The sequence below is a fragment of the Bacteroides ovatus genome (assembly GCF_001314995.1).
GTDB classification, from domain to species: Bacteria; Bacteroidota; Bacteroidia; order Bacteroidales; family Bacteroidaceae; genus Bacteroides; species Bacteroides ovatus.
On the sequence record NZ_CP012938.1, the window covers coordinates 4,206,349 to 4,221,847 of the forward strand.

Annotated in this window: 14 protein-coding genes and 2 pseudogenes; 7 read left to right on the forward strand and 9 right to left on the reverse strand. The window is 44.0% G+C overall.

Annotated features, from left to right (window positions below; all coding sequences use genetic code 11):
• Positions 1 to 65: 65 nt before the first annotated feature.
• From Bovatus_RS16205 to Bovatus_RS16230, 7 genes and pseudogenes are all read left to right on the forward strand, one after another.
• A pseudogene (locus tag Bovatus_RS16205) lies at positions 66 to 248 on the forward strand (ORF6N domain-containing protein); the annotation flags it as partial.
• Positions 249 to 368: 120 nt separating this feature from the next.
• A complete protein-coding gene (locus tag Bovatus_RS16210; protein ID WP_004296258.1) occupies positions 369 to 2,030 on the forward strand; it encodes an IS1182-like element ISBf3 family transposase in 1,662 nt (553 codons plus the stop codon).
• Positions 2,031 to 2,103: 73 nt separating this feature from the next.
• A pseudogene (locus Bovatus_RS25910) lies at positions 2,104 to 2,184 on the forward strand (ORF6N domain-containing protein); the annotation flags it as partial.
• 125 nt (positions 2,185 to 2,309) lie between these two features.
• On the forward strand, positions 2,310 to 3,575 hold the full coding sequence (locus Bovatus_RS16215; protein WP_049942672.1) for a DUF1735 and LamG domain-containing protein: 1,266 nt from the start codon (positions 2,310 to 2,312) through the stop codon (positions 3,573 to 3,575).
• Positions 3,576 to 4,089: 514 nt separating this feature from the next.
• Positions 4,090 to 4,407 carry a helix-turn-helix domain-containing protein gene (locus tag Bovatus_RS16220; RefSeq protein ID WP_032848631.1) on the forward strand — a complete coding sequence of 106 codons (318 nt, stop codon included), beginning with the start codon at positions 4,090 to 4,092 and terminating at the stop codon, positions 4,405 to 4,407.
• 35 nt (positions 4,408 to 4,442) lie between these two features.
• The gene (locus tag Bovatus_RS16225) at positions 4,443 to 4,775 is read left to right on the forward strand and encodes a hypothetical protein (protein WP_004296693.1); all 333 of its coding nucleotides are present in this window, start codon (positions 4,443 to 4,445) and stop codon (positions 4,773 to 4,775) included.
• A complete protein-coding gene (locus tag Bovatus_RS16230; RefSeq protein WP_004296694.1) occupies positions 4,772 to 5,410 on the forward strand; it encodes a nucleotidyl transferase AbiEii/AbiGii toxin family protein in 639 nt (212 codons plus the stop codon). Before Bovatus_RS16225 ends, Bovatus_RS16230 begins: the two co-directional genes overlap by 4 nt.
• 73 nt (positions 5,411 to 5,483) lie before the next feature.
• Here the strand turns inward: Bovatus_RS16230 and Bovatus_RS16235 are convergent, their stop codons facing one another.
• The 9 genes from Bovatus_RS16235 to Bovatus_RS16275 form a co-directional block, all read right to left on the reverse strand.
• A complete protein-coding gene (locus Bovatus_RS16235; protein WP_004296695.1) occupies positions 5,484 to 6,257 on the reverse strand; it encodes a metal ABC transporter ATP-binding protein in 774 nt (257 codons plus the stop codon).
• A gap of 37 nt (positions 6,258 to 6,294) precedes the next feature.
• On the reverse strand, positions 6,295 to 7,218 hold the full coding sequence (locus tag Bovatus_RS16240; protein ID WP_004296696.1) for a metal ABC transporter solute-binding protein, Zn/Mn family: 924 nt from the start codon (positions 7,216 to 7,218) through the stop codon (positions 6,295 to 6,297).
• A gap of 44 nt (positions 7,219 to 7,262) precedes the next feature.
• Positions 7,263 to 8,009, reverse strand: coding sequence for a tRNA (5-methylaminomethyl-2-thiouridine)(34)-methyltransferase MnmD (mnmD, locus tag Bovatus_RS16245; RefSeq protein WP_032851885.1), 747 nt, complete (start codon positions 8,007 to 8,009; stop codon positions 7,263 to 7,265).
• 61 nt (positions 8,010 to 8,070) lie between these two features.
• A complete protein-coding gene (locus Bovatus_RS16250) occupies positions 8,071 to 8,550 on the reverse strand; it encodes a YqaA family protein (protein WP_004296698.1) in 480 nt (159 codons plus the stop codon).
• Positions 8,535 to 9,545 (reverse strand): hypothetical protein, encoded by a 1,011-nt coding sequence (locus tag Bovatus_RS16255; protein WP_004296699.1) that lies wholly within the window; start codon positions 9,543 to 9,545, stop codon positions 8,535 to 8,537. Before Bovatus_RS16255 ends, Bovatus_RS16250 begins: the two co-directional genes overlap by 16 nt.
• A gap of 236 nt (positions 9,546 to 9,781) precedes the next feature.
• Positions 9,782 to 11,056 (reverse strand): phosphoribosylamine--glycine ligase, encoded by a 1,275-nt coding sequence (purD, locus tag Bovatus_RS16260; RefSeq protein WP_004296700.1) that lies wholly within the window; start codon positions 11,054 to 11,056, stop codon positions 9,782 to 9,784.
• Between the two features lie 68 nt (positions 11,057 to 11,124).
• A complete protein-coding gene (locus Bovatus_RS16265) occupies positions 11,125 to 13,323 on the reverse strand; it encodes a S9 family peptidase (RefSeq protein ID WP_004296701.1) in 2,199 nt (732 codons plus the stop codon).
• A gap of 14 nt (positions 13,324 to 13,337) precedes the next feature.
• The gene (locus tag Bovatus_RS16270; protein ID WP_004296702.1) at positions 13,338 to 13,898 is read right to left on the reverse strand and encodes an ORF6N domain-containing protein; all 561 of its coding nucleotides are present in this window, start codon (positions 13,896 to 13,898) and stop codon (positions 13,338 to 13,340) included.
• Between the two features lie 143 nt (positions 13,899 to 14,041).
• A complete protein-coding gene (locus Bovatus_RS16275; RefSeq protein WP_004296703.1) occupies positions 14,042 to 15,484 on the reverse strand; it encodes a THUMP domain-containing class I SAM-dependent RNA methyltransferase in 1,443 nt (480 codons plus the stop codon).
• Positions 15,485 to 15,499 lie beyond the last annotated feature (15 nt).

Here is a 15,499-nt window from a genome sequence, read left to right on the forward strand (position 1 = left end):
TTGATTACTTTTGACCCCGATATATAATATGAATAGTTCGAGGCTATTTATAACAGACATACAAGATGGATCAATTGCAGATAATTCAAAATAGAATATATGAGTTTAGAGGTCAGAAAGTGATGCTTGACCATGATTTGGCAGAGATGTATGGAGTTCAGACAAAAGTGCTTAATCAGGCTGTCAAACGAAATATAGAACGTTTTCCTTCTGACGTTATGTTTCAGATTTCGAGTGAAGAAACCCAAGATGAGGTTGTGTCAAAACGCTGACACAGCCTTTTTTTATGCGCAAAGCCCAGACTTTCTCAAGCCCGGGCTTTGTTATTACCCAAAGTTTTCGTATCTTTAGGTATAAAGTTTTTCGTTATGGCAAAGTTACATTTTCGTCCTTACATTCCCAACCAAACCGTTCTTTTTCCACAAAGAATTGATGAAAACATAGCTGCGACCGACCCGGTCCGCATCGTGAATGCTGTTATTGACAATCTCAATCTTGAGAGTTTCAAGAAGCTTTATAAGGAAACGGGCCGTTGTCCTTATCATCCTAAAATGATGCTTAAGGTGATAATCTACGCCTACATGAATAATATCTATTCTTGCCGTAAAATAGAGAAGCACCTCCTTCGTGACATTCATTATATTTGGCTTGCCGGTAATGAGCATCCGGATTTTATCACGATCAACCGTTTTCGTAACCGTGTAAAGGAGGAAATAAATAATGTATTTACCCAGTTGGTTCTTGTCCTTGCCGATAAAGGTTTCATCAGCCTTGATGTGGAGTATATCGACGGCACCAAGATTGAATCCAAAGCCAACAAATATACTTTTGTCTGGCGCAAGACAGTCGAACGGAACCGTACGAGACTAATGGATAAAATCCGTATTCTCTTGGAACAGGTGGATGAAGCCATTGCACAGGAGAACTCTATAAAAGACACATCCGTGGAGTTTACTCCCTGCAGGCTCTCTGACATAGTGGATGAACTTAAAGAAGCCCTGGAACGCCAGCCTGCAACAAAGGATAAGGAAGAAAAGAAAGCCCTGCGCAAAAAGAAGAAGCAGGTCATGGAACTTGAAGGGTATCGTGACAAGCTGATAGAATACGACAATCACCTTGATACCCTTGGAGAACGTAACTCCTATTCCAAGACCGATCCTGGTGCCACATTCATGCGCATGAAAGAAGATGCCATGAAGAACGGGCAGACCAAACCCGGATATAATCTGCAAATAGGTACTGAAAACCAATTCATCACAGACTTCCGTCTGTTTCCCAACCCTACCGATACACTGACCCTCATACCTTTTTTCCACTCTTTCCAGTACCGCTATAACCGTTTACCGAATATCTGTGTGGCAGACTCCGGTTACGGTTCGGAAGAAAATTACCGGTTCATGCAGGAGAATGGGATAGAAGCCTTCATCAAGTATAATTACTTCCATAAAGAACAGCGTCCTCGTTATACTCCCAACCCATTCCATGCCGAAAGTCTCCATTACAATGCCCAAGAGGATTATTACGTTTGTCCTATGGGACAGCACATGAACCGTATAGGAACCAAACGTGACAAGACAGCGAGCGGATACATCATCGAAAGTGCCCGGTATAAAGCAAAAAGATGCGAAGGTTGCCCTTTGCGTGGCAGTTGTTTTAAAGCTCGGGGGAACCGTATTATAGAAGTCAACCACCGATTAAATCAATACAAACGGCAGGCACGGGAAAGGTTGCTCTCAGAAGAAGGTATCAAGCATAGAGGCAGGAGGTGTATAGAACCAGAGGCTGTGTTTGGACAAATGAAATACAACATGGCATACAGAAGATTCCGGCATGTGGGAGAAGACAAGGTTACAATGGACTTTGCTTTCTTTGCTATAGCCTTTAATATCAAAAAAATGTGTGCTAAACTGATAAAAGAAGGAAAGGGGCTCATTACAGTTGCCAAATATATGTTTATGGGACTATTTATAACCCGATATAATTGGAATATAGCAACTTGTTGCCAAATGCATGAGGAAAAAGCAGCATAGCCAAAAGAAAATATAGCAGAACTGTAAAATATAAAAGAGGTTGTGCCAACGTTTTGACACAACCTCATGCTATAAAAATGGAGTAAGACCTAATCCGTATGTATTCACAGAGTTGGGTGTAGCCATGCTTAGCAGTGTATTGTATAGTAAAAGCTTTAATGGTGTATCAGACGGTAATTTCGATATGTAAATTTGCCGTCTTTTTTGTGTTCGGACGGCTATATAAATAGGGCACATAAGTGATTTATGTTTTTGATTAAACTTAATATACGAACTGGTATGAAAACAAAAAAAATACTTCGAGGTATGCTTACTATCATTTCACCGGCTATCATAACTACGGCCCTGTTGTTATGTGCCATCGGCTGTGATAATAAAGACTATAGCAATGCCTCCCCTTTCGATAATGTCGTCTATTTGGATGCAGCCAAGCTAAAGGACGTGTCCAACTTTACTTTTAACCGTACCATAGAGACGGGACAAAAGGAAATTTCCGCTTTGTTGGCACGTCCTGCAGGCGAGGATATCAATGTCGGTATTAAAGTAGACGCCTCGCTGGTGAATACTTATAACGCCCGTCTTGGTGCTAACTATACCATGCTTGATGCCAAGCATTACAAACTGTCGGCAGGTCAGACTGTTATCCCGCAAGGTGAAGTCAGCTCCAAACCTGTCACTATCGACTTCTCCGGTCTTACTGACCTTGAAATTGATGCAGGCTATTTGCTCCCCATCACTATCGACCAGGTGTCGGGTGGTATGGGTACACTAGGCGGTTCAAAGACTATTTGTTATGTGGTACGTCGTTCCAGTGCCATCACTACGGCTGTCAGTTTGAAAAATAATTTCTTTGAAGTGCCGGGCTTTGATAAAGGAAGTTCCACGGCTGATGTGGTGAATAACATGAAGCAACTCACCTACGAGGCTATTATACGTGTGAATAACTTTAAGAATGGTGTAACTGCAAGAGAAATATCTACGATTATGGGTATCGAGCAATATTGCTTGTTCCGCTTGGGTGATGCAGGTTTTCCGGCGCAACAGTTGCAATTCTCGTGCAATGAGATTAAATTTCCGAACGCTGATAACAGCAAGCTTTTGCAAGAAGGCGAATGGTATCATGTAGCGGTGACGTTTGATACAGAAAAGAAAGTGGCGGTTATCTACGTAGACGGTCGTGAACAGAGCCGTATTGAGGATTATGGTAAAGGAGAACCTATTAATCTGGGTATGCAGAATCGTGGTAAGGATTTCATGTTCAAAATCGGCCATTCCTATGGCGAACCTACCGATTTCTCCCGCCAACTCGATGGTGAAATCTGTGAAGTACGTGTTTGGAACGTGATGCGAACCCAGCAGGAGATTTTCGATAATATGTATAACGTAGATCCTGCTACTACCGGACTTTGTGCTTATTGGAAATTTAACGAAGGGCATGGTGACATTGCCGAGGATTATACCGGACATGGAAATGATGCTCATGTACATACATCGCCTGCTGTATGGCCGCAAGGCATTGAGGTGACGCAGAAGAACAAAGAATAGTTTTGGAATAAGAGAATAGAATGATAAAATGCCCCGTCAAGCAGAAATGTGAATTGCATTTCTATGACTTGACGGGGCATTTCTTTTCGGACCTTAATAAATAAGCCCTGATGTATTAGAGATAAACTTCCTTTATCCTGTTAGTGAACTTCTTTTGCCTTAATAGCAAACTTCCTTTTCATTAGTCATAAACTATAATTGCAAGTTTTGTTTTTATAAACGCAACTTGCAATTATAAAAACAAAGCTTGCAATTTTATAAACGTAACTTGCGTTTATAGATTATCCTTAGTCAAGCATAACTTTGCTATTGGAGAAGCGGAAGTTTGCTATTAATAGCTTGGCCGTTAGGTGTTAACACTTGAGACATCAGCTGAAGTTAGAGATTGCTTGGTATTAGATAGGGAATGAACTAAAATACATGGGTTCTTGTTTCCAAAATAGGAACGTTTTTTGTATCTTTGCTATGTAAACACAAAGTCATGGAAGAGAAAGCAAGGTTTAATGTAAAATATATGGAGGAAATGAAACTTTATACTCATGAAGAAATGCTGGATAGAGTGATAGGTACAAAAGGTACTCCAGCACGCGAAAAATATGAGACTGATATTAATAACTTTCTTATAGGTGAGGCTATTAAACGGGCGAGAGAGGCCAAGAATCTTACCCAAGAACAATTAGGTGAGCTTATGGGGGTTAAAAGGGCACAAATCTCGAAAATAGAAAGTGGGAAAAGTATATCCTTTTCTACTATTGTAAGAGCATTCAAGGCAATGGGCGTGAAAACGGCAAGCTTGGAACTTGGTTCTTTGGGCAAAGTGGCTCTTTGGTAAATACTATTTTTGTCTTACCTAATAAACAGTAACCTATGTCTGTTGATGTTATAAAGCAGGAACTATTGTCGAAATTGAAGCAGGAACATTGTTTTTGGTCGTACAATGAAGATTCAATCAAAGATATTCCGGATGATATGCTGATTGAAAAAACGTTGTTGCATCTTGATTTAGAGGAAATTAATCAGCTTTTTTTGGTTTATCCTTTCAAGAAAATCAAGCAGGTATGGCTGGATTATCTCATTCCACAAGAGGAATATCTCTATACGTTGAACCGTTTTTTTGCATGGTACTATTTTAAAGCAAAGAAACCGGACGCTTATATAAAATCTATGGCTACTCGTCGCCTAAACAAAATACTTCTATGAAAGGATTAGCTCCACACACACTGCAGATTTTTGAAGCGGTTTCCCAATTGGATTGCATAAAACCTTATCTTCTGGTCGGTGGAACTGCCTTGTCTTTACAAATCGGAACTCGTCAGAGTGAGGATTTGGATTTTATGAAGTGGCGCACTTCCAAGATAGAGAAGATGGAGGTAGCTTGGTATCAGATAGAGAAAGAACTAGCTACGATTGGAGAGATTCAGCATAAAGATATTCTGGATATAGATCATGTGGAATATCTTGTGTCAGGAGTGAAATTTTCGTTTTATGCTTGCCCTAAATATTCTCCGGTAAGTGAGCCGGTAAGCTACCTGAATAATCTGAAACTGGCTGATGTGAAATCTATCGGAGCAATGAAGATGGAAGTGTTGTTGCGTAGAAGCAACTTTCGTGATTACTACGATATTTACTCCATTTTAAAATCCGGTGTGCCTGTCAATGATTTAATATCTTTGGCTTTAAGCTACTCCGGACACAGGCTGAAGTCTAAGAACCTTTTGGCAATGCTTACTAATAGCAACCGCTTTACGAGGGATTCCCATTTTGAGCAGCTTGAACCTGTTTATGATGTGACTGCACAAGAAATAGAGGGCTATATAAAGAATTGTTTGCTCTAATTTGTTTGCACGAATCTACCAATGAACTTTTTTGCACAAATAGATTCATGTAGGTCGTCTTTTGCAGATATCTTTAATGATGGTGATGATGCTCTCCTAAAACCCGGTGAGGCAATGTACCGTGTCCCAATAGCTCGATAGGGCAGTTGAAGTTCCTTTCCAGCCATTCGGTAGTAACGCCTGTATCCGGATGGTAATCCAGCGTTTCGTTGACGCAAGCGATAGATTTTACCTGTTGCAATACAGTGCCGATGTCGTGACTGACAAGGATAATGGCACATTCTTTATTGATTTCAGCCAATAACTCATAAAGGCGTGCTTCGAAACGCTTGTCGATATACGTGCTGGGTTCATCGAGAATCAATACCGCAGGGTCGGAGATGATGGCACGTCCCAACAGGGCACGTTGCAGCTGCCCGCCGCTTAATTGCCCGATAGAACGGTGTTCGAGTCCTTCAAGCCCCATGCGGGAAATAATCTGTTTACCTTTCTCTTTCTGTTCGGGAGTAAATCGTGAAGTGAGCGATTTTTGTATGCTTAATCCGGATAGGATCACTTCTTCCACGGAAATAGGGAACTTCCGGTCTATACTGTTGTATTGAGGCAGATAACCCAGGAAAGTAGAAGTGGTTTTAGTAGATGCTTTTTCAGGAGTATGGAATATAATTTCCCCTCCGGTTGGCTTCAACAGACCGAGGATGCACTTTATAAGCGTCGTTTTGCCGCCTCCGTTCGGACCTATAATACCTAGAAAATCCCGTTCGTAGATGCTTAGATTAACATCGTGGAGAACAGTGCGACCGTCATATCCGGCGGAAAGATTCTTTATTTCGATTATTGGTTTCATCGTTGGAAATGGCTTGATGGGTTCTTTCTTTATACATTTATTTTGTTGCAGCCTGTGGCGCGAGGGCTTTGGCTACATTCAGCATTTCTTCTTCCCAGTCGTAACTTAGCGGATTGATAGGGATCACTTTCGTTTCGGTTTGCTGCGCGATGGTTTCCGCATTGCGTTTGTCAAATTCCGGTTGAACAAAGATTACACGTACATCTTCTGCCTGACACAGGTCTATCAAGGCTTTCAGATGGGCGGGAGAAGGTTCTTTGCCTCCTTCTTCGATGGAAATCTGATGCAATCCGTAGTCGCGGGCGAAGTAGGAGAGAGCCGGATGATAAATCATGAAGGCTTTGGCTGCTTCGGGAACGGAGAGTTGACGGCGAATCAGGCTGTCGGTGTGCTGGATACGCTGGCAGAGCGAATCGTAGCGGTTTCTATAGTATACCTCATTTGTCTTATCCAGTTGGCTAAGGGCTTTGTAGGTGTTTCCTGCAATGATTAAAGCATTACCGGTGGAATTCCATACGTGCGGTTCTACGGCGTGGATATGCCCGTCGTTACTGTTATGTCCGTGGTCGTGGTCATCATTGTTGAGTATGAGGTCAATCCCTTTGGAGGTGTCGAACACTTGAATATGGGGGGTATTGTTCATCAAACGATCCATCCAGGTCTGTTCGAATCCGATGTATCCGATGCGGAAATAGGCTTTGCTGTCTCCCAGAGAAACAAGTTGTTGGGGGACAGGATCATAGGTTTCCGGGCTGGAACCTTTGGGGACCATGCTGACTACTTTAAATTTATCTCCGGCAATAGCTTCCGTGAAATAACGTTGCGGTTCCAGGGTGACGGTAATCACCGGTTTTGCTTCGTCATCGTTGCTTGCTTGGGAAGAGCGTCCTGTGCAGGCTGCCATTAGGAGGCAGGCACTAAGGAGGAAAAGGGTTCTCATATCTTTTAGTTGTTTTTTCATGACTTCTTCTATTTCGGGGGTTCTTTTTTATCTTGTTTCTATTCTTATTTTCGGGCCCGTAATATTTCCCGTTTACCACCCGGAGGTCCGGGCAGACGTTCTACTGTGAATCCGGCTGTCTGTAACATCCGGCGGACGACACCTTTGGCGCAGTAAGTGGTCAGGATGCCGTCTCTATCTAATAAAACGTAGAGGCGGTTGAATAGTTCTTGCGACCACATTTCCGGTTGCTTTTCCGGTGCAAAGGCATCGAAGTAAATGAGGTTAAATGAAAGATTCAGGGCAGGTGATTCGGCGTTGGTTACGCTATCATTGATATTGCTCATTGTTCGTTCTCTGTTCTCAACCCATTTGTTTACGTCTGTCTCTACTTTCCGTAGGGTGAAGTGTGGAGTGAGTTGCACGTCTTTCTCCCAAGGTGATGTATGAAGTTGCTTAAACAATTCGATAGCCGGTTGCTGCCGGGCGGTCGTCGTTAATTGTTCATCATTGGAGATATATCCTAATTGCTCTATCGTCTGCCATTCCAGTGGATAGAGTTCCAATCCTGTATAGTGTATATTCCGTCTGCTTCTTTCTGCTTCTTCAAGGGTGAGCCAGGCGTTTAGCCCTGTCCCGAAGCCGATCTCAAGAATATGTGGAGTAGTGGCGGAAGAGGCTTTAAGTCCCATATCGATGAAAATATGTTGAGACTCCGTGCGTGCCCCTTTCGTTGAATGATAATGTTCATTCAATTCCGGAACAAACAGGGTAGCGCTCCCGTCGTCGGTTTTCTCAATAATCCTTTCCATCATACAATCTCTAATGCTTACTGTCTAACGTCTAATACTTTTTACCTGATATTTAAAATCCTTATCCTGCTATAGCGTCCCAGGCACTTTCGAGTGCATACAGGAGAAGAATATAACGTATCAGTTTGCCGACAAACATGGAAACTATGGTGAGCCATGTGTTGCTTCGCATAAATCCCAGTGCAATGGCTATCACTTCCCCAATGGCGGGAAGAAAGGTGAAGAAGGCCATCAATGCTCCTTTCCCTTGCAGGAATTTCACCATTTTGTCTACTTTCTCTTTCTTTACCTTGAAATATTTCTCGATCCAACTGATTTTGCCCAGACGTCCCATGTAGTAGCAAGTCATTCCGCCTACTGTGTTGCCCAGAGTGGCGGAGATCAGACAGGCTATCGGGGGCAGACCGAGTTTCACCAGTGCCACCAGTACCAGTTCGGAACTGAAAGGCACGATGCTCCCAGCCAGTAAAGCCGAGATGAATAATCCCGGGAGTCCCCATTCTATGAGGAGTTGTATCGTTGAATCTATAAAAGCGTCCATATATTAAAAGCGAATAAGAGGATGAGACCGACCAATGAAATGATGAAAAACACATTCGAACTTTTACTATTGGTCAGTACAAAGAAATGTCCGATCAGGATGCTGTTGCTTATGATAAGCAAAGGCAATAGGGCACTGCAATATATCGGTTGCAGGGCAATCAGCAGGAACAGGAAAATCGTCAGGTCTATCAGGAATTGGAGATAGGCGCGTGTGCGTATCTTATCCTCAAATCCGGCGGCGATGCAATGGACGGCACTGACGATGAACATCACCAACAGATAGCCGAGTATTGCCAGTTCCCAAGGCTGGAGGATTTGCAGGTTGAAGAATTCCCCGATAGTCAGTAGCTGATTGAAAGGGCGATAGAACAACTCCATCTCATTGTAGAAGAAGGCGTGTCCGAACAGCATCCAGTATGGCAGCATCCATCCGAGCAGCGCACCGCAGAAACTACGCGGAGTGAGCGACTGGAAACGGTAGGCTTCGAGCAACCAAAGCACCGAGAGGATGGTGAACTGTGGGAACAGAATACTTCCCGCTCCGATAAAGAAGAAGGAGTAGAATAAATAACCCGCAGCTTGTGTTTGCTGATAGCTTTTAAACAGAAAATAAATGGAAATGAGAAAGCCCAGGGCAACAATATCTCCTGTATATAGGTAATGCATTTTCGGGCAGACGGTGACCAGCAGGAAATAGATAGCCGTCTGCATGGAAGCCCTCATACGGATAATGCTGAACTGATTGTTCAGCTCTATCAGAAAGTAACCGATGGTTGCATAAATCAGGAAGCTGACAATCCGGTCTGCCCACCCCGGAAGCAGAAAATCGCGGGCGGGTTGCCAGGCAGAAGGGCTGCCTTCGAGTACGGTTGAGGCTATGGAACCGGGAAATAAAAAGTAAGTCAACACCCAGCATAGGGCGCAGATAAAGATAACGGCAGGCAGGGTCCACCGTCCTGCCGTCACTTGACTTTGTAGTCTTTTATTTCTCATGAGTTTATTACTTGTTATCTCTTGATACTATAGGTACATTCGGTTGATATTCCGGATATTAATATCCTGCATGCTTGATGTTAACAACCATCCTGTCAGCTGTTAATACCTGATTCCTTAAGTATTAACAATTGTCGTCTAAACTATTAATACTTGATAACTCAACTATTAATGCTTGACAAGTCAATGATGTTCAACGCTATGCGGAATAGGGCTACTTGCGTGCGAAACTTGAATTACAAATCGAATCCGATATCGCGGCGGAAATACTTCTTGTCGAAGTCGATCATGTCTGCCACTTTGTAGCTCTGTGCCAGTGCCTCTTCTTTCGTTGCACCGTAAGAGCAAACGGCAATCACACGTCCTCCGTTCGTCACTACTTGTCCGTCTTTCATGGCTGTTCCGGCATGGAAAATGATACTGTCGGTAGCGGCAGCCTGTTCCAGTCCGCTGATAGGGAATCCTTTTTCGTAGGCTTCGGGATAACCGCCGCTGACAAGGATGACACAGCCGGCTGAACGTGGGTCCATCACCAGTGTTTTTTCGTTCAGGTTGCCTGCGGCAGTACCTTCAAGCAGTTCTACGAAGTCGCTCTGGATACGGAGCATCACGCTTTCTGTTTCCGGGTCGCCCATGCGGACGTTGTATTCGATCACCATCGGTTCACCTTTCACCTTGATAAGGCCGAGGAAGATGAAGCCTTTGTAAGTGATGTTTTCTTCTTTCAGGCCGTTGATGGTCGGTTCGATGATGCGTGTGCGTACTTTCTCCATAAATACTTCATCGGCAAACGGAACGGGGGTTACGCTACCCATACCGCCTGTATTTAGTCCTTTATCGCCTTCACCGATGCGTTTGTAGTCTTTGGCTACGGGGAGGACTTTATAGTGTTCTCCGTCTGTCAGTACGAATACAGAGCACTCGATACCGCTTAGGAACTCTTCGATTACAACGGTTGCCGATGCAGAGCCGAACATGCCACCCAGCATTTCTTTCAGTTCTACTTTAGCTTCGTCCAGTGTAGGGAGGATAAGTACTCCTTTTCCGGCACAAAGACCATCAGCCTTCAATACGTATGGAGCTTCCAGCGTTTCGAGGAAAGCGAGACCTTCTTCGAGGTTTGCCGAAGTGATGCTTTTGTAGCGGGCTGTCGGGATGTTGTGGCGCATCATGAAGCCTTTGGCAAACTCCTTGCTTCCTTCCAGTTCTGCTCCTTGAGCCGAAGGACCGATAACGGCAATATGCTTTAGCTCCGGACGGTTCTGGAAGTAGTCGTAGATTCCTTCTACCAACGGATCTTCGGGGCCTACTACTACCATTTGAATGTTCTCTTTCAGAGCGAAAGCGCTGATGGCTTCAAAATCGGTTGCTTTGATGTTGACATTCTCGCCTACGGCAGTTGTTCCGGCATTTCCCGGAGCAATGTACAGTTTTTCAACTTTCGGACTTTGGGCAATTTTCCATGCCAGTGCATGTTCGCGGCCGCCCGAGCCAAGTAATAATATCTTCATCTTTGTATTGTTATGGATTTATACTGTTATCTATGATTCGTATGGATACGGTGGTGTCTTTGTCAGTTTTATAAGTTCTGCTCAAAGTACCGGGTGATTTTCTCATGCAGATGTACACGGTCGCGTCCTGCTACGTTGTGCTTGTGGCACGGGTAGATAAACAGGTCGGGATAAGTGCGGGCATCTACACAGGCTTTCATGAACGACAGGGTGTGTTGTGGCACGCAGGTGTCGTCGTGGTCGTCGTGAATAATCAATAGGTGACCTTTCAGTTGGTCGGCAAGGTTTTTCAGATTACATTCTTTGTAGCCTTCCGGATTGCTTTCCGGTGTGTCCATATAGCGTTCGCCGTACATTATTTCATAGTAACCCCAGTCGATTACCGGACCTCCGGCAACGCCTACTTTGAATATCTCCGGGTAACGGAGCATCAGGGCGGTAGTCATGTGACCTCCAAAACTCCATCCGTGTACGCCGATGCGCTCGCTGTCTACGTAGGGGAGGGATTTCAGGAATTCAACGCCTTTTACCTGGTCTTTGCCTTCTTCGATGCCGAGACGGCGGAAGGTGGCATTTTCAAATGTTAGTCCGCGGTTGCTGCTACCGCGATTGTCGATGGTGAACATGATATAGCCTTTGCTTGCCATGTATGTGTCCCATCCGCGTGCGCCGTTCTGCCATCCTCCGGTGACGCATTGCGCGTGAGGGCCTCCGTAGACATATACGATTACGGGATATTTCTTAGCCGGATCGAAGTTTGCCGGCTTCATCAGGCGGTAATGCAGGTCGGTAGTGCCGTCTGCCGCTTTGATTGTTCCGGTTTCGATGCTTGGCATCTGGTATCCGTCGTAAGGATTTTCGGCTGTCAGCAAGTTGGCTGTTTCTTTGAAGTTTTTGGTGTCTACCAGGTTGATGACGCGGGGTTGGTCTTTGGTGGAATAACGGTCGATAAGGTATGTGCCAGAGGCGCTAAGTGTTCCGCTATGTTCGCTTTCCTTGCAGTTCTCAAACGGCTGGCTTATCTTTCCATTACTTACGTTTACTGCAAAATGGCCGCTTCTCAAGCCTTCTACGGCAGTGAAGATGACCTCTTTACGCTTTGTGTTGAATCCTAGGATTTCGCTGACCAGCCAGTTGCCTTTGGTTAGCTGTTTTACTTTACCGGCCTGGAAATAACTACCGCCGTTGGCACTATTATAGGTTTCACCTTTCATGTTTGCTGCATTTGTCTCAAAGAGATAAAGGTGATTGTAGCCGTCACGCTGACTTTGATAGATGAACTTGGTAGGGTCCCACGGCAAAAATACGATGGGGTTTTGCGGTTCAACGTATTTAGGGTGCATTTCTTCATAGAGAACTCCCATGGGTTCTCCTGTCTCTGCGTTGTACTGGCAGAGTTTGGCATGATTCTGGTCGCGGTTTACTTCGATCAGGTAGAGGCTCTTTTCATCCGGTGCCCAGCTGATGTTAGTGAAATAACGGTCTGTCGGATCGCCTGCATTCAGATAAATGCTTTTACCGGTAGCAGGGTTGTAAATGCCTACTTTTACCTGATGGCTCGTCATTCCTGCCATCGGATAGCGTACGTTATTTACTTCGCCTACACGTGCAGTGATGTCTACAAGCGGGTATTGTGTCACCATGCTTTCATCCATACGGTAGAAAGCGAGCAGGTTGCCTTTCGGACTCCAGAAAGTTCCTTTGTTGATACCGAATTCATTGCGGTGCACTGTTTGTCCGCAAACGATGCCTTCGGGTTCATTGGTTACTGCTTTCTCATTCACATATAGATTGTTATCTATCGTGTAAGCCACATTTCCACTGGCTGCGCAATAGTCTTCATTATTTGCCCCGTCCTTTGGTTTGAAAGTGCTGACAACCTGATTGTTCTTGAAATTATATACAATGAACTTTCCTGCTATCGTGAATAGCATTTGTGCCTTGTCTGTCCATGGAAAACGGACGGAATACAGGTGTGATAATTTTCCTGCCTTGTTTTCTTCAAGCACTTTGTTGATTTGCTCGCGAGTGATAACCATTGTTTCTTTCCCGGTTTTGGGTTGAATTGAATAAAGGGTATCTACTCCTGGCTTGATACATTCGTCGCCCCACCATTGCAGCCCGTACAGGTTTTCTGCATAGAGGTAACTCTCGCCGCCCGGAATCAGTTCTTCCAGCGTCGGTTTTTTGGTTTCTTGTGCCATAACATTGAATCCGATTGGTAGTGCCAACAATAACAGAATGGCTCTTTTTCCAATTTTACTCATTGCTCTTTTCTTTATTATTTGTTTTTAAATCCTTCTATTTTTACTCTGTCCAAAGGAGTCTGTCTTGATTGGATAATTGCACTTATTTTAGCAAAGGCATTAAATAGGTCGTCAAATTGTTTTTCGTAACTTTCCCTATCAGAAGTAATATCTTCTTCGAGATATTCGATGCGTTGTTTTAATTCTTCCAACTCCTTTTTAGGTATATTGGATAGAAGATATTGGCGCATACGTACAAAAGCACGGATAATATTGATATTTACTTCCACAGCGGTCTTGGACTTGAGGACGCTGGATAACATAACTATACCATATTCAGTAAATGCAAACGGAAGATATTTGATGTTATATCCTTGTCCTGTTTTCAAGGTCGCAATTTGCGACCTTGAAATTGCAACTTCTTCTTTTGTTAGCTCGAACATGAATTCAGCAGGAAAGCGTTCAATATTACGACGTACTTGTTCCTTGAGGCGTTTAGTTTCAACTCCATACATTTCTGCCAAATCAAAGTCAAGCATAACTTTTTGCCCTCTGATTTCGTATATTTTGTTTTCTATAATAGCTATATCATCCATTTTTTTGTTTAGACAGGTTCCAATTTGTGACTGAACATTAGAACTATGATGTAAACTTGAAGTTCCAATTTGGAACTTCAAGTTTTTAATTAATTATTAACTAGTGAATTACAGGGTGAATAAGTTGTTGGGATTATAACCGTTTATTCCTCTTCCTTCTTCGGAATCCTCGGCTCCCGGTTTCCCCTAAATTCTCTTGGCCCTCTTGAATCTCTTCCTCCGCGGAATTCTCCCCGTGGTTTTCTATCTTTTTCATCGCCACCTTTGAAGTCGCCACCTTCTCTGCGTGGCTTGTATTCTCCCTCTCTGCGAGGTCTGGATTCGCCGTCCCGACGCGGCTTGAACTCACCTTCGCGGCGTGGCTTAAATTCTTTTCTTTCTCTGAATCTTGGAGCTTGTTCTCCTTCACCCTCTTTCTTCTCTTCGCCCTCTTCCTGGCTCTTGAACTCTTTATATTTTCCGTCAAAAATCTCATATTTGCGGAATTCACACTCCAACGGTCCATTGAACAAAGGAACCTTCTGGCTTGCCTTCAAGCCAATCTGGTCGAAACACTCTTCCCGATAAGAAAGCACCCATGCTTCGTTTCCTACAAATGCATGTTTCAGACGTTCGCCGATCATCTGGTAAAGACCGAGCAAATCATTCGTAGAGATACGTTCCCCATAAGGAGGATTGGTGATGATGATTGATTTCTCTTTCGGCTGTTCGAACTGCTGGAACGGTTGCAATTTCAGCACGATATCTTTCGATACACCGGCAGCTTTTATATTGTGAGTCGCAATCTCATTCGCTTTTGGATTGTTGTCGTATCCGTAAATCTTATGAGCAAATTCGCGCTCCTGACTGTCGTCATTGTAGATCTCATCGAACATATCCGCATCGAAATCTACCCATTTTTCAAAAGCAAACCCTTTACGGAATACTCCTGGAGCGATATTCTTAGCAATCAGTGCGGCTTCTACAGGGATAGTACCCGAACCACACATCGGATCGATCAGATCACATTCTCCACGCCATCCGGTCATTAAAATCATGCCGGCAGCCAATACCTCATTCAACGGAGCTTCTACCGCTTCCTGGCGATAACCGCGACGGTGAAGTGATTCTCCGGACGAGTCCAACGACAAGGTACAGGTAGTCTGTGCAATATGAATGTTCAGAAGTACATCCGGGTTGTTGATGCGTACCGACGGACGTTTACCCGTTTTCTCGCGGAAGTAGTCCACAATCGCATCTTTCACCTTGTACGAAACGAATTTCGAATGGCGGAACTCCTCACTGAATACTACTGCATCGATAGCAAATGTCTTGTTCACATCGAGATATTCTTCCCATGGAATAGCCTGTATTTGATTGTAAACCTCGTCAGCATCTTTGGCCGTAAAGTTCTTGATGGGTTTCAGGATACGGATGGCGGTACGTAGACAGAAATTAGCCTTGTACATCATACGTTTATCTCCTGTAAATGAAACCATACGACGTCCTATTTGAATGTCGTTGGCTCCTAATGCTGTCAGTTCTTCTGCAAGTATCTCTTCCAGTCCCTGGAAAGTCTTGGCTATCATCTCGAATTGTTCGCTCATATAGATTCTTTTGAT